The sequence below is a fragment of the Roseomonas elaeocarpi genome (assembly GCF_042433915.1).
Classification (GTDB): Bacteria; Pseudomonadota; Alphaproteobacteria; order Acetobacterales; family Acetobacteraceae; genus Roseomonas; species Roseomonas elaeocarpi.
This window is the reverse complement of sequence record NZ_JBHLUN010000036.1, coordinates 17,720-31,473: the sequence shown is the minus strand read 5'-3', so window position 1 is coordinate 31,473 and position 13,754 is coordinate 17,720. Positions and strand designations below refer to the sequence as shown.

General features: G+C 71.7%; 12 protein-coding genes. 5 read left to right on the top strand and 7 right to left on the bottom strand.

The genetic code is table 11. The features are described 5' to 3' along the window. Positions 1-66 precede the first annotated feature (66 nt). From ACFFGY_RS22520 to ACFFGY_RS22495, 6 genes are all read right to left on the bottom strand, one after another. Positions 67-747, bottom strand: a complete 681-nt coding sequence (locus ACFFGY_RS22520; protein WP_377046785.1) for an RraA family protein — start codon at positions 745-747, stop codon at positions 67-69. Positions 748-868: 121 nt separating this feature from the next. Further along, entirely contained in the window at positions 869-1,657 is a 789-nt protein-coding gene (locus ACFFGY_RS22515) for a fumarylacetoacetate hydrolase family protein (protein WP_377046784.1), read from the bottom strand. Then, positions 1,647-3,320 carry an ABC transporter ATP-binding protein gene (locus tag ACFFGY_RS22510; RefSeq protein WP_377046783.1) on the bottom strand — a complete coding sequence of 558 codons (1,674 nt, stop codon included), beginning with the start codon at positions 3,318-3,320 and terminating at the stop codon, positions 1,647-1,649. The genes ACFFGY_RS22515 and ACFFGY_RS22510 overlap by 11 nt, the downstream gene beginning before the upstream one ends. After that, positions 3,313-4,251: an ABC transporter permease gene (locus ACFFGY_RS22505; protein ID WP_377046782.1), complete on the bottom strand. Its 939-nt coding sequence runs from the start codon at positions 4,249-4,251 to the stop codon at positions 3,313-3,315. Before ACFFGY_RS22505 ends, ACFFGY_RS22510 begins: the two co-directional genes overlap by 8 nt. A 1-nt stretch (position 4,252) precedes the next feature. Beyond that, positions 4,253-5,170, bottom strand: a complete 918-nt coding sequence (locus tag ACFFGY_RS22500; RefSeq protein ID WP_377046781.1) for an ABC transporter permease — start codon at positions 5,168-5,170, stop codon at positions 4,253-4,255. Between the two features lie 66 nt (positions 5,171-5,236). Then, complete coding sequence (locus ACFFGY_RS22495; protein ID WP_377046780.1) at positions 5,237-6,754, bottom strand: ABC transporter substrate-binding protein; 1,518 nt, start codon at positions 6,752-6,754, stop codon at positions 5,237-5,239. A 188-nt stretch (positions 6,755-6,942) separates the two neighbouring features. Here ACFFGY_RS22495 and ACFFGY_RS22490 point away from each other — a divergent pair, with 188 nt between their 5' ends. After that, a complete protein-coding gene (locus tag ACFFGY_RS22490) occupies positions 6,943-7,887 on the top strand; it encodes a LysR family transcriptional regulator (protein ID WP_377046779.1) in 945 nt (314 codons plus the stop codon). A gap of 73 nt (positions 7,888-7,960) precedes the next feature. Here ACFFGY_RS22490 and ACFFGY_RS22485 read toward each other — a convergent pair whose 3' ends face one another. Next, the gene (locus ACFFGY_RS22485) at positions 7,961-8,662 is read right to left on the bottom strand and encodes an SDR family NAD(P)-dependent oxidoreductase (RefSeq protein ID WP_377046778.1); all 702 of its coding nucleotides are present in this window, start codon (positions 8,660-8,662) and stop codon (positions 7,961-7,963) included. A 441-nt stretch (positions 8,663-9,103) separates the two neighbouring features. Between ACFFGY_RS22485 and ytfQ the strand changes: the two genes are divergently transcribed. The 4 genes from ytfQ to yjfF all read left to right on the top strand — a co-directional run bounded on the left by ytfQ (position 9,104) and on the right by yjfF (position 13,612). Beyond that, a complete protein-coding gene (gene ytfQ / locus ACFFGY_RS22480; RefSeq protein WP_377046777.1) occupies positions 9,104-10,066 on the top strand; it encodes a galactofuranose ABC transporter, galactofuranose-binding protein YtfQ in 963 nt (320 codons plus the stop codon). A 65-nt stretch (positions 10,067-10,131) separates the two neighbouring features. Next, entirely contained in the window at positions 10,132-11,655 is a 1,524-nt protein-coding gene (locus ACFFGY_RS22475; protein WP_377046776.1) for a sugar ABC transporter ATP-binding protein, read from the top strand. After that, on the top strand, positions 11,652-12,635 hold the full coding sequence (locus tag ACFFGY_RS22470; RefSeq protein WP_377046775.1) for an ABC transporter permease: 984 nt from the start codon (positions 11,652-11,654) through the stop codon (positions 12,633-12,635). Before ACFFGY_RS22475 ends, ACFFGY_RS22470 begins: the two co-directional genes overlap by 4 nt. Continuing rightward, a complete protein-coding gene (gene yjfF, locus ACFFGY_RS22465; protein WP_377046774.1) occupies positions 12,632-13,612 on the top strand; it encodes a galactofuranose ABC transporter, permease protein YjfF in 981 nt (326 codons plus the stop codon). The genes ACFFGY_RS22470 and yjfF overlap by 4 nt, the downstream gene beginning before the upstream one ends. Positions 13,613-13,754 lie beyond the last annotated feature (142 nt).

Here is a 13,754-nt window from a genome sequence, read left to right as displayed (position 1 = left end):
GCGGATCAGCTGCGCCGACTGCCGGTCCGGCGCCGCTTCTCGTCGCCGCGGCAGCGCGGCCGGGGTTCACGAGGCGCAGGTGGGGCAGCCCTTGCTGCGCAGCGTGTCCTCGACCCAGCCCCGCTCGGCCCTGCCCTCGGCGATCGCGGCGATCGACCGGGCTTCCTTCTCGGCGTGGCGCTCGGCCGCGGCGACGATGGTGCCGGCATCGGCGCGCGGGATCACGACGATGCCGTCCCCATCCGCCGCCACGAGGTCGCCCGGCATGACCACGATCCCGCCGCAGGAAGTGGGATAGCCGACCTCGCCGGGTCCTTCCTTGAAGGGGCCGGCCGGCGTGGCGCCGCGCGCCCAGACGCCGAGGTCGAGCTGCTGCAGCTCGGCGATGTCGCGCACGGCGCCGTCGACGATGATGGCCGCGATGCCGCGCGACACCGCGTGACGCGCCATGATGTCGCCCATCAGCGCGATGCCGAGCTCACCGCCGCCGTCGCACACCACCACGTCGCCCGGCTCGGCCAGGTCCAGCGCCCGGTGCAGCATCAGGTTGTCGCCCGCGCGGGCCCGCACGGTCAGGGCCGGTCCGGCAACGGTGCGCCGCCCGCCATAGCCGCGGAAGCCGCCGCGCATCGCCTGCATGCGAAAGGCCACGTCGCCGATATTGGCGACCGGCAGGGCGGCCGCGCGAGACACGAGCGACGGGTTCACGCGCTCCATGTTCGCCTTGATGCGAAAACCGAGATTCATGCTGTTCCTCCTGTTGTTGCCCGGGGCGGCTGCGACCAGCGGCCGCGCCGTCCCGGGATTGTCTCGCCACCCCGCAGGATGGCGCGTCCCTTGACAGGGAGCCCCTGGCTAAAGCTCCTGGCTAGCCAGCGCCCTGCAGCGCCGGCAGGCGCAGCGACATCCGGCCGCCCGGGCTGAGCTCGGCCTCCAGCAAGGCGCCGTGCGGCACCGGCACGGGCCCCACGCGGGCCCCGGTGACGAGCGCCTGGCCCGCGCGCAGCGCCACGCCACGCTCCGCCGCATGGCCGATCAGCCAAGCGAGGCTGCGCAGGATGGCAGCACCCGACGGGCCGCGCCGGCTGCTGCCGGCGGGCTGGCCGTCGATCCACAGCGCGGCGTCCAGCTGCTCGAACGCCAGCAGGGCACCGTCGCCGAGCGCGGGGCCCAGCACGATCGCGGCGTTGCTCTGCGCATCGGCGAGGGGCAGCAGGCTGTCCACGGCGCGGCGGTCCCGGAAGCGCGAGGCGAGGAGCTCCACCGCCACGTGCACGGTGGCGACCGCCGCGCGGAGCGCCGCCGGCTCCAGCCCGGCATCCGCCGCAACGAGGTCGCGCCCCAGCACCAGCCCGACCTCCACCTCCGCTTCCAGCGACGGCGCCAGCACGGGCAGTGCTGCGGGGGCGTGGAACACCAGCGACTGCGGCACGGGAGCGCAGAAGATCTGCCCGTCCGGCTTGGGCGGCCCGACCTTCCAGCCGCCCACGGGCCCCAGGCGACGCAGCGCGGCGTCCTGCACGGCATAGGCCTGGGCGAGGCTGCGCGGCTGCAGCATCTCCGGCAGGGTCGCGACGGTGCGCCCGTCCCGGCGCAGCGCGTGGAGAAAGGCGGCGGCCTCCTCGGCCGGGAACGCCGCGTCGTCATCAAGCAGCATGGATCGGGCTCGCCAGGGATGCGGGGGGCGCGTGGCGCCGGCCGGTCTCGAGCGACGGGCTCGCCGAGATCAGGTTGCGCGTGTAGGCCTCGCGCGGGTTGCCGAAGATCTGCGCGGTCGGGCCCTGCTCGACGATGCGGCCACGGTGCATCACCAGCACCCGGTCGGCGAAGTCGCGCACCACGGGCAGGTCGTGCGCGATGAAGATGAAGGACAGGCCGTATTCCGCGCGCAGCTGCTTGAGCAGGTCGATCACCTGCGCCTGCACGGACACGTCCAGCGCCGACACCGCCTCGTCGCAGATGATCAGCTCCGGCCGCAGCGCCAGGGCGCGGGCAATGGCGATGCGCTGCCGTTGCCCGCCGGAGAACTGGTGCGGATAGCGCCGTGCGTGCTCCGGGCGCAGGCCCACCTGTTCCAGCAGCTCCGCCACGCGCGCCGGGCGCTGGGATGGCGGCAGCACGCCGGGATGGATCTCCCAGGGCTCGGCGATGATCTCGCCGATGCGCATGCGCGGGTTCAGCGAGGCGGTGGGATCCTGGAACACCACCTGCACCTGCCGGCGCAGGCGCCGCATCTCCGCCGGCGTGGCGTGCGCGATGTCCTGGCCGCGGTAGAGCATCTGCCCGCCCGTGGGTGTTTCCAGCCCCAGCAGCGTGCGCGCCACGGTGGACTTGCCCGAGCCGCTCTCGCCCACCACGCCCAGCGTCTCGCCCTGCCGCAGCTCGAAGCTGACGCCCTCCACCGCGCGGAACACTTCGCCCGTCGTACCGCCGAACATGCCGCGCCGGACCAGGTAGTGCTTGGACAGCTCGTGGACGCGCAGCAGCGGTTCCTCCGCATGGGCGCGCGGCGCGGGCAGCGGACCGCGGCCGGGCAGGGCGGCGAGCAGGCGCTTGGTGTAGGGATGCTGGGGTGCCCGCAGGATGGCGGCGGCGGTGCCGGTTTCCACCACCTCGCCGCCGTTCATCACCGCCACCCGGTCGGCGAATTCCGCGACGATGCCGAGGTCGTGAGTGATGAGCAGGATGCCCATCCCGGTTTCCGCCTGCAGCTCCTTCAGCAGCGCCAGGATGCCGGCCTGCACCGTGACGTCCAGCGCCGAGGTCGGCTCGTCCGCCAGCAGCAGGTCGGGGCGCAGCGCGAGGGCCATGGCGATCATCACGCGCTGCCGCTGCCCGCCGGAGAACTGGTGCGGGTAGTCGTCGAAGCGGTGCGCCGCCTCGGGGATGCCGACGCGCTCCAGCAGCGCGAGCGCCCTGGCACGTCCTTGCGCCCGGGGAACGCCGTGGACGCGGAAGGCCTCGGTGATCTGCCAGCCTACGGAATACACGGGGTTGAGGGCCGCCAGCGTGTCCTGGAACACCATCGCGATGCGGCGCCCGTTGATCCCGCGCCGCTCCTCCTCCGTAATCGTGAGGAGGTCGCGGCCCTCGAACAAGACGTGGCCGGCAGTGACGTGGCCGGGCGGGCTGTCGATCAGCCCCATCACCGCCGCGGCGCTGACGCTCTTGCCCGAGCCGCTCTCGCCCAGGATCGCCAGCGTCTCGCCGCGATCGAGGTGCCAGCTCACGCCGCGCACGGCGCGCACGCGGCCGGCCGAGGTGTGGAACTCCACCGCCAGGTTCTCGACGGCGAGCAGGTGAGGCGTGGTGTCAGGCATCGGTGTCCGCCCGGGCTTCCAGGCGCCAGCGCTGGGCGGGGTCGGTGAGGACGCGCACCCAGTTGGCGACGAGGTTGATGGAGATGGCCGTCAGCGTGATGGCGAGGCCCGGCCAGAAGGAGCGCCACCAGGCCGTGCCCAGCGTGCCCCGCCCGTCGGCCACCATCAGCCCCCAGGTGATGCCCGGCGCCTGCACGCCGAGCCCCAGGAAGCTGAGGCTGGATTCCGAGAGCATCACGAAGGCGAATTCCAGCGTCGCCACGGTGATCAGCGTGGGCAGCACGATCGGCATGACGTGGCGCCGCACCAGCCGCCCCGGCGAGGCGCCGAGCACGCGGGCGGCGGCGACGAACATCCGCTCTCGCACCTCCAGCGTTTCGGCGCGCGCGGTGCGCAGGTAGATCGGGATGCGGCTGACGATCAGCACCAGCACCACGTTGGCCACCCGCGGCTCCAGCACGTAGAGCACGATCAGCGCCAGCAGCAGCGAGGGGAAGCTCATCACGACGTCGGCGATGCGCAGGATGACGCTGCTGAGCGCACCCCGCGCGAAGCCGGCCACGAAGCCGAGCGCGCCGCCGATCATCAGCGCGCCGAGCACCGCCCCGCCGGCGATGGAGAGCGTGGTGCGGCTGCCCACGATCAGCCGGGCCAAGATGGAGCGGCCCAGGCTGTCGGCGCCCAGCACGTAGAGCCAGCCGCCCTGGCCCGAGAAAGGGCCGATGTTGCGGCCGCGCAGGTTGATCGCCAGCGCCTCGCGGCCGACCAGCTCCGGCCCGACGATAGCCGTGAGCGCCAGCAACACGAGGAACAGCGCGGCCGCGAAGGCGAACTTGTCGCGCCACAGCAGCAGGAAGGCACCGCGCAGGGCACCGGGGCGGCGGTGCGGCAGGACCGGCAGCATGGGGAGAGCGGGGGCATGGTCGCTCATCTCAGGCGTGCCTGATGCGGGGGTCGAGAAGGGCGTAGAACAGGTCCACCGCGGTGTTCAGCACGAAGATCGCCACCGCGGTCACCAGCACGCCGGCCTGGATCACCGTGAAGTCGCGATAGGTGATGGCGTCGATCATCAGCTTGCCGATGCCGGGAAAGCCGAAGATCACCTCCACCACCACCGCGCCGTTGATCAGCCCGGCGGCCTGGTCGCCCGCGACGGTGACCGCCGGCAGCATGGCGTTGCGCAACGCATGGACGAAGATGATCCTGCGCTGTTGCACCCCCTTGGCGCGTGCCGTCTTGATGAAGCCAGCACCCAGCGTGCCCATCATGGAACCGCGCACCACCTGTGCCAGCAGGCCGGCGGGGCGGATCACCAGCACCGCCACCGGCAGCACCCAGTGCTCCCACCCGCCGGTGCCCGAGGTCGGCAGCACCCGCCAGTTCACCGCGAAGAGCAGCACGCCGACGATGGCGACCCAGAAGTTCGGCAGGCTGGCGGCGGCCAGCGACAGGAGGCTGGTCACCCGGTCGAAGGCACCGCCCGGACGCCAGGCGCCGAGCGAGCCGGTGACCACGGCGATAGCGAGCGCGAAGCCCATCGACAGCGCGGCCAGCGCCAGGCTGGTGGGAAAGGCGTTCAGCACCAGCGTCAGCGCCGGCGCGTGGAAGCGCATGGAGTCACCGAAGTCGAGCTGCAGCAGGCCCAGCGCGAAGCGGCCGAACTGCACCAGCAGCGGGTCGTTGAAGCCGTGCGCCTCGGAGAACTCGTGCCGCACCTCGGCCGGAACGTCGAGGGGCAGGTAAAGATCGGCGGGATTGCCGGTCAGCCGCGCCAGAAAGAAGACCAGCACGATGAGCCCGGCCAGGGAGATCGCGCTGTTGCGCGCTCGCCCGAGGAGGTAGGCTTTCATCTCGGATCATGTCCTCTCAACGGAAGAAGCGGTGCCCCGGCGGGGCGCCGCCCGGGTTGACTCTCCTCAGTTGCGGACGTGGATATCCGACAGTTCGAGCTGCGTGCTGTTCACGTTGGTCGGGCGGAAATCGAGCCGTGGCGCGATGCGGATGTAGTTGACCATGTAGAACATCAGCACGTCGGGCACGATGTCCTCGGCCGCCATGCGGTTCGCCTCCTGGAAAAGCTTCCGCCGCTCCTCGCCCGAGGCCGCGTTGGCCTGATCGAGGATGCGGTCGAGTGCCGGCACCGCGATCTCCGACTGCTGCCCGTCCGAGCGGTAGCGGAAGTTCATGGTGAAGCTGGCGTCGCCGGTGGTGTTGTCGTGCTGCTCCTGGATCAGGGTCGGGCCGCGGTTCTCGGCGAAGGGCTTGTTGACGAGCTTGAGCCACTCCGCGCGATCCATCATGCGCAGCCGCACCTTCAGCCCGACATCGCTCCACATCTGGATCATGGCCTCCATCGCTTCCTGCACCTGCGGGAAGAAGCCGATGCGCGCGATCAGCACGATCTCCCGATCCACCGGAACGCCGTCGGCCTTGGCCGCGGCGAGCAGCCGCTTCGCCTCGGCCGGGTCGAAGCGCCAGGGCTTGAGGTCGGGGTTGTAGCCGGCGATGCGCGGCACGAAGAACTGCGTCGCGATCTGGAAGTCCTTGGTGAACAACCCGTCGCGCAGCCCTTCGCGGTCGATGGCGAGGTTCATCGCGCGGCGCACGCGGATGTCGTCCAGCGGCGCGGTCATCACGAAGCGCAGGCGCGTGGTTTCGCCGTTCTGGTAAGCGAAGTCGGTCTGCTTGTCGGTGGCGTCGGTGGCCGCGATGGCGAGCGCGACGTCGGCCTCGCCGACCTGCACCATGGCCGCGCGCAGCGCGGGCTCGGCGCGCCACAGGTAGGTCGCCCGCGCGAGCGCCGGCTTCTCGCCCCAGTAGCCGTCGAAGCGCTGCACCGTCAGCTGCTGGTCGCCCCGCCAGCCGGCGATGCGAAAGGGGCCGGTGCCCACCGGCTCGCGCGACAGGGTGCGCGGGGAATTGGGCGAGCCGACGCCGATATAGGCCATCAGCACGGGCATCAGCGGCTGCGGCGTCTTGGTGCCGAGATCCACCGTGTGATCGTCGACCACCGTTACCGTCAGCCCGACGTCGCGCATGTAGCGCAGCCGGTCCAGGCATTCGAGCTTCGGGTCCAGCATCCGGTCCACCGCCGCCGCCAGCGCCTTGCTGTCGAAACTGGCCCCGTCGTGGAACTTCACCCCCTGCCGGAGCACGACGCGCCAGGTGAGCGGGCCGGTCTGCTGCCAGCTCAGCGCCAGGCGGGGCTTGGGGCTGCTGTCCACGGGGTCGAGCTGCGTCAGCGTTTCGACGATGTTCTCGCGCGAGATGATGCCGCTCTCGGAGCTGATGTTGCACGCGTCGATGTTGGAGAAGGGCACCGGCAGGACGATCGTCGCGTCGTCCGAGGCGGCGCGCGCCGCCTGCGGCAGGGCCATGCCGGCGCCCAGGCACGACGCCGCCAGCAACAGGCAAAAACCTGCGGAACTCCTCACGTCTTCTCTCCCCGTTCGTTCTTCTGCTTCCCGGTCGCGACCCGCGGGGATGTCCGGCCCAACCGGGGCCGGATGATCGCGTGGGTCACGCCGGGCGTTCTTCTTGTTCGGGCAGGCTACGGGAGCGGGGCGGACCGTGCCTAATAGAGAGAATTGAAACACCCATACAAAGCTTGTATGGCCTCCTCATGGACCCGAGGCTGGACTCCCGCCGGCTCCGCTACTTCGTCGCCATCGCGGAGGCGGGCTCCTTCTCGGGCGCCGCCCGCAGCCTCTCGGTCGCGCAGCCGGCCCTCAGCCACCACATGCGCGAGCTTGAAAACGAACTCGGCGAGCGGCTCTTCGAGCGGCTCCGCCAGGGCGTGATCCTGACGCCGGCGGGACAGGTCCTGCTCGGGCACGCGCGCCGCATCCTGGACGCCATCGCCTCCGCCGAAGGGGAATTCGCGCGCCGCAAGCGGATCGCCAGCGCGACCCGCCGGCTGGTGCGGCTGGCGCTGATCCCGTCCTTCTCGCCCTGGGTGCCGGACATCCTGTCCCTTGCCGCGCGCGAGATGCCGGGGATCGAGCTCTACGTCACCGAGGCCTGGACGATCGACAGCCACCACATGGTGCAGCGGGGCGAGGTCGACCTCGCGGTCAACCTGGCGGATGATCGCTGGTCGCTGGGCCGGCCGATGTTCCGCGATACCATGGTCTTCGCCTCGGCGCCCGCGGGCGCGGGGCAGGGGCCGATCCGCTTCGCCGATCTTTGCGCGCAGCGGCTCATCCTGCCCTCGGCCGGCAAGCCCGACCGGCGCCTGATGGAACGGCTGGCGCAGCAGGCCGGGCTGCCGCTCGACATCGTGCACGAGATCGACGGGCTGGTGTCGCGCAAGCAGGCGGTCATGGCCGGGCTCGGCGGGACGATCTTCGCGCCGGTCAACATCGGCGCGGAGGTCCGGGCCGGAACCCTGGTCAGCCGGCCGATCGTGGAGCCGCTGGTCACGCGGCTGGTGGTGATGGAGGTCCGGCAGGGCTTCGACCTCGCGATCGCGGGGGAGCTGAAGCAGCTGCTGTCGCGCCAGCTCGGCGGCTTCAGCACGGAGGCCTCCGCCGCGCGCCGCGAGGGCACGGCGCCCCCAAGCGAATAACGGGGCGAAGCACCGGGCGAAACACGGGGCGCAACACCGGGCGGCTGAGGTGCCGCCGGGTCGCCGGGCCCGGTCAGAACCGCTCCGTCCAGGGACGCAGCTCAACCTCGAGCGACCAGCTGTCGCGCGGCTGGCGCAGGAGGTCGAGGTAGGTCTGGGCGATGCCATCGGGGCTCAGCAGGCTGTCCGGGCGGTCGGGCGGCTCCGGCCGCCGCTCGCTCCTGACGCCGCCGTCGATCACGACGTGCGCCACGTGGATGCCCTTGGGCCCGAGTTCCCGGGCCGCGCTCTGCGCCAGGCCGCGCAGGGCGAACTTGCCCATGGCGAAGGCCGCGGAACCGGCATAGCCCTTGACGCTGGCGGTGGCGCCCGTGAGCAGGATGGCGCCCCGTCCCTCGGGCTCCATCCGCCGCGCGGCCTGCCGCACCGCCAGGAAGCCGCCGAAGGCGGTGGTCTCGACCGCCCGGCGCACCACCTCCGGGTCGAGCTCCGCCAGCGGGCCCTGGGCACGGGCGCTGGCGTTGTAGATGACGACCTCCGGCGCGCCGATGCGCGCGTCCACCGCCTCGAACAGGGCCTCCACGGCCTTGGGGTCCGAGGCATCGGCGGCAAAGGGCACCGCCCCGGTTTCGGCCGCCAGCGGCGCCAGCTTGCCGGCGTCGCGCGCCGCCATCGCCACCGCGAGCCCGGCCGCGCGCAGGGCACGCGCGAGGGAGGCGCTGATGCCGGGGCCGGCCCCGATGATCAGCGCCGTGCGAAAGGGGAGGTCGGGCATGGTCTGCATCCTCGGTCCATGTTGCCGGAGTCCCGCCACCCGATGGCCGTGGCCTCGCCGGACATCCGGGGCGGGTCCGGAGGGTGAGAGCATCTCCCGCTCCCGCCCCGCGCGCCAGCACCAGGCGAAGCCGCGATGCGACCGGCCTGCGGGGCGGAGCCCTGCGCGCCGTCATGCCCGCCGGAGGGGTGCCGCACGCCGCGGGAACGGGACTGCCAGGACCGCCCACGGACTCCGGCCGCACGCTTCCGTCGACCGCCGCGACAGCGCCGGCCCCGCGGACGCGCAGGGTGGAGTTTCGATCCATCGCAGTGCTGCACTGCATCAACGATTAGTCATATCGTATGCTTGTCGATGCCGAATGGCCCGTGTCACGCTCCCTTTAATCAAGAACGCCGGGCAAAAGGCCCGGCTCGCGACAGGGAAGAGGAAGCGGCAGGGATGAACCGCAGGACGTTTCTCACCGTGGCGGCCGCCCTGGCCGCCGTGCGGCCGGTCACGGCCTTCGCGCAGGCCATGACGGTCGGCTTCTCGCAGATCGGCTCGGAGTCCGGATGGCGCGCGGCGGAAACCACCGTGACGCGCAGCGAGGCGCAGAAGCGCGGCATCACGCTACGCTTCAACGACGCGCAGCAGCGGCAGGAAAACCAGATCCGCGCCATCCGCACCTTCGTGACGCAGGGCGTGGACGCCATCCTGCTCGCACCCGTGGTGGCCACGGGCTGGACCGCGGTGCTGCGCGAGGCCAAGCAGGCCAACATCCCAGTGGTGCTGCTCGACCGCAACATCGAGGGCAACGAGGACCTCTACCTCACCGCCGTGACGCCCGACAGCGTGCACGAGGGCAACGTGGCCGGCGAGTGGCTGGTGCGCCAGGCCGGCAGCAAGCAGGTCAACGTGGTGGAGCTGCAGGGCACGGTGGGCGCCAGCGTCGCCACCGACCGCAAGCGCGGCTTCGACCAGGCCATCGCCGGGCACGGCAACATCCGCGTGCTGCGCAGCCAGACGGGCGACTTCACCCGTGCCAAGGGCAAGGAGGTGATGGAAAGCTTCATCAAGGCCGAGAATGGCGGCCGCAACATCGGCGCCGTTTATGCGCACAACGACGACATGATGGTGGGCGCCATCCAGGCGATGAAGGATGCGGGGCTGAAGCCGGGGCAGGACATCCTCACCGTTTCGGTGGACGGCGTGCCCGACATCTTCCGCGCCATCGCGGCGGGGGAAGCCAACGCCACCGTGGAGCTGACGCCCAACATGGCGGGTCCGGCCTTCGATCTCCTGACCGCCTTTAAGGCGAACGGGACGGCGCCGCCCAAGTGGATCAAGACCGAGTCGAAGCTCTACACCGCCGAGAACGAGCCGATGAAGGAATACGAGGCGCGCCGCGGCCTCGGCTACTGACACCTGCGTGGCGTCGGAAACTGGCCGGCGCCCCACCCCGCAACGGCTGGCGGAGAAGGACAAGCTTGCAGCCCCTCCTGGAAGTTCGTGGCCTGAGCAAGGTTTTCGGCAGCCTGCGCGCGCTGGACGGGGTGGACTTCACCCTGCACCGGGGCGAGATCCACGCGCTGCTGGGCGAGAACGGCGCCGGCAAGTCCACGCTGATCAAGACGGTGACCGGCGTGCTGTCGCGCAGCGGCGGCGAGGTGCGCCTCGAAGGACGGCCGATCAACCCGCGCCAAACCGAGGAAGCGGTGGCCGCCGGGATCGCCGCCGTCTACCAGGAGGTCAACCTCCTGCCCAACCTCAGCGTCGCCGAGAACCTGTTCCTGGGGCGCGAGCCGACGCGCTTCGGGCTGGTGCGCCAGCGCGAGATGCGCCGCCGTGCCGCCGTGCTGCTGCGGGGCTTCGGCCTCCAGGTCGATCCGGCGGCGCCGCTGGGCACGCTGTCGGTGGCGGTGCAGCACCTCGTCGCCATCGCGCGGGCGGTGGATCTTTCGGCGCGCGTGCTGATCCTCGATGAGCCGACGGCGAGCCTGGACTCGCGCGAGGTGGCGACACTGTTCGCGGTGCTGCGCGACCTCCGTGCGCGCGGCCTGGGGATCATCCTGATCACGCACTTCCTCGATCAGGTCTACCAGATCTCGGACCGCATCACCGTGCTGCGTAACGGCCGGCTGGTGGGGGAGCGCGACACCGCGACCCTGCCGCGCATGGAGCTCCTCCAGATGATGCTGGGGCACGAGCTGGCGGAGGTCACGGCGGAGGGCGCCCCGCACGCCGCCCCAAGCGCGGAGCCGGTGGCCGCCTTCCAGGGCTACGGCCGCGCCGGCTACGTCGAGCCCTTCGACCTGGCGCTGCACCGCGGCCGGGTGGTGGGGCTGGCCGGGCTGCTGGGCTCCGGCCGCACCGAAACGGCGCGCCTGGTCTTCGGGGCCGAGCGCGCGGCCACCGGCACCGCCCGCTTCGACGGCAGGCCGGTGGTGCTGCGCTCGCCGCGCGACGCCATCGCGCTCGGCGCCGGCTACTGTCCGGAGGAACGCAAGACCGAGGGCGTCGTCGCCGAACTGTCGGTGCGCGAGAACATCGTGCTGGCGCTGCAGGCCAGGCGGGGCTTCGCGCGGCCCCTGTCGCGGCGTGAGCAGGACAGCATCGCCGCGCGCTTCATCCGCCTGCTCGACATCCGCCCCGCCGATCCGGACCGGCCGATCGGGCTGCTGTCGGGCGGCAACCAGCAGAAGGCGCTGCTGGCGCGCTGGCTGGCCACCGACCCGCGCCTGCTGATCTTGGACGAGCCGACGCGCGGCATCGACGTCGGCGCCCATGCCGAGATCATCCGGCTGGTGCGCCAGCTCTGCGAGGAAGGGCTGGCACTGCTGGTGATCTCCTCCGAGCTGGAGGAAATCGTGACCTACGCCGATGAGGTGGTGGTGCTGCGCGACCGCGCCCAGGTCGCGACGCTCACGGGCGGCGACATCTCGGTGTCGGGCATCCTGGCCGCCATCGCCGAGGCCCCCACCAGAACGCCGGCCGCGAAGGAGACGGCATGACCATCCGCCTGCCGCGCGCCGGGCTGCCGCAGCTCCTGGCGTTCCTGCTGCTGCTGGGGCTGAACTTCCTCGCCTCGCCGCAGTTCTTCGACCTGCGCTTCCAGAACGGGCGGCTGTTCGGCAGCCTGGTGGACGTGTTCAACCGCGGCGCCCCGGTGGCGATCCTGGCGCTGGGCATGGTCATGGTGATCGCGCTGCGCGGCATCGACCTGTCGGTGGGCGCGGTGATGGCCATCGCCGGCGCCATCGCCGCCACGTTGGTGCAGACAGAGCCGGTCGCCGTCGCCGTCGCGGCGGCGCTGGGGGCCGGGATCGTCTGCGGCTTGTGGAACGGCATCCTCGTCACGGTGCTGCGCATCCAGCCCATCGTCGCCACGTTGATCCTGATGGTGGCGGGCCGCGGCGTGGCGCAACTGATCACGGAAGGGCGGATCGTGACCTTCAACGCCCCCGCGCTCGCCTGGTTCGGCGGCGGCTCCGTGGCGGGCGTGCCGGCGCCGGTGGCCATCACCCTGGCGTTGCTGGCGCTGGCCGCGATCCTGGTGCGCGGCACCGCGCTCGGGCTGATGGTGGAGGCCACCGGCGCCAATGCCCGCGCCAGCACGCTGGCCGGCATCGGCACGCGCCCGGTCACGCTCGCGGCCTATACCTGGTGCGGCTTCTGCGCGGCCTTGGCGGGCGTGATCGCCGCGGCTGACATCCAGGGCGCGGACGCCAACAATGCCGGGCTGTGGCTGGAGCTGGAGGCGATCCTGGCCGTGGTGGTGGGCGGCACCTCGCTCTTCGGTGGGCGCTTCAGCCTGGGGCTGGCGGTGCTGGGGGCCTTTATCATCCAGGCCATGAACACCGGCATCCTGCTCTCGGGCGTGCGGCCGGAGTTCAACCTGGTGGTCAAGGCCGTGGTGGTGCTGGCCGTGCTGCTGCTGCAGTCCCCGGGCCTCGCCACCCTGCTGCCGCGCCGGCGGGGGCCCAGGCCATGAGCCGCTTCCTGCCGGTGCTGCTCACCACCGCCGTGCTGATCCTGGGCTTCGCGGCGTGCAGCGCGCAGTTCCCGGGCTTCGCCTCCACCCGCGTGGTGACCAACATGCTGACCGACAACGCCTTCCTGGGCATCATCGCGGTGGGCATGACGGTGGTGATCATCTCGGGCGGCATCGACCTGTCGGTGGGCGCGGTGATCGCCTTCACCTCGGTGGCCGTGGCGCTGCTGATCGGGCGCGCCGGCTTGCCGCCGCTGGCTGCCTTCGCGCTGGTGCTGGGGGCCTGCGCGGGTTTCGGCGCGGCCATGGGCGCGCTGATCCACTACCTGCGGATGCCGCCCTTCATCATCACCCTGGCCGGGATGTTTCTGGCGCGCGGCGCGGCGCTGCTGCTCTCGACCGAGAGCATCCCCGTGGAAGCGCCGCTCTACGACAGCATCTCCGCCTTCGCGCTGCCGGTGCCCGGCGGCGGGCGGCTGACGGCGGTGGCCCTCCTCATGCTGCTGGTGTTCGCCGTGGTGGGCGTGCTGCTGCATGCCACCCGCTTCGGGCTGCGGGTCTTCGCGCTGGGCGGCAACAGCACCTCCACCGCCATGATGGGCATCCGCGTGGCGCCGGTCACGATCGCCATCTACACCCTGTCCAGCACGCTGGCCGGGCTGTCGGGCATCGTGTTCTCGCTCTACACTTCGTCCGGCTACTCGCTCTCGGCCGTGGGGGTGGAGCTCGACGCCATCGCCGCGGTGGTGATCGGCGGCACGTTGCTCAGCGGCGGGCAGGGGATGCTGTTCGGCACCTTCGTGGGCGTGCTGATCCAGGGCCTGATCCTCACCTACATCGCCTTTGACGGGACGCTGTCGAGCTGGTGGGCGCGCATCGCCACGGGACTGCTGCTGTTCCTGTTCATCGCCCTGCAGCAGGGGCTGACGGCGCTGGCGGAACGCCGCGCGGCGCGGCGGCGGGAGGCCGCGGCCTGAGCGCGGAATCCGGGAAGCACCCCCGCGCGGCCGCCCTGGCCGCGGCGCGGCGCATGGTGCTAGCCCTGGCGGGTGGCTGCGCCAACGACGTGGAGACGAGGATGGCAACCGTGATCGACCGGGCCTGGCGACGGCAGGCGGC

Bases quoted from the DNA above. Each gene is read 5' to 3' on its own strand.
- ACFFGY_RS22520 (WP_377046785.1), bottom strand. From the start codon at position 747: ATGAATCTCGGTTTTCGCATCAAGGCGAACATGGAGCGCGTGAACCCG.
- ACFFGY_RS22515 (WP_377046784.1), bottom strand. From the start codon at position 1,657: ATGCTGCTTGATGACGACGCGGCGTTCCCGGCCGAGGAGGCCGCCGCC.
- ACFFGY_RS22510 (WP_377046783.1), bottom strand. From the start codon at position 3,320: ATGCCTGACACCACGCCTCACCTGCTCGCCGTCGAGAACCTGGCGGTG.
- ACFFGY_RS22505 (WP_377046782.1), bottom strand. From the start codon at position 4,251: ATGAGCGACCATGCCCCCGCTCTCCCCATGCTGCCGGTCCTGCCGCAC.
- ACFFGY_RS22500 (WP_377046781.1), bottom strand. From the start codon at position 5,170: ATGAAAGCCTACCTCCTCGGGCGAGCGCGCAACAGCGCGATCTCCCTG.
- ACFFGY_RS22490 (WP_377046779.1), top strand. From the start codon at position 6,943: ATGGACCCGAGGCTGGACTCCCGCCGGCTCCGCTACTTCGTCGCCATC.
- ACFFGY_RS22485 (WP_377046778.1), bottom strand. From the start codon at position 8,662: ATGCCCGACCTCCCCTTTCGCACGGCGCTGATCATCGGGGCCGGCCCC.
- ytfQ (WP_377046777.1), top strand. From the start codon at position 9,104: ATGAACCGCAGGACGTTTCTCACCGTGGCGGCCGCCCTGGCCGCCGTG.
- ACFFGY_RS22470 (WP_377046775.1), top strand. From the start codon at position 11,652: ATGACCATCCGCCTGCCGCGCGCCGGGCTGCCGCAGCTCCTGGCGTTC.
- yjfF (WP_377046774.1), top strand. From the start codon at position 12,632: ATGAGCCGCTTCCTGCCGGTGCTGCTCACCACCGCCGTGCTGATCCTG.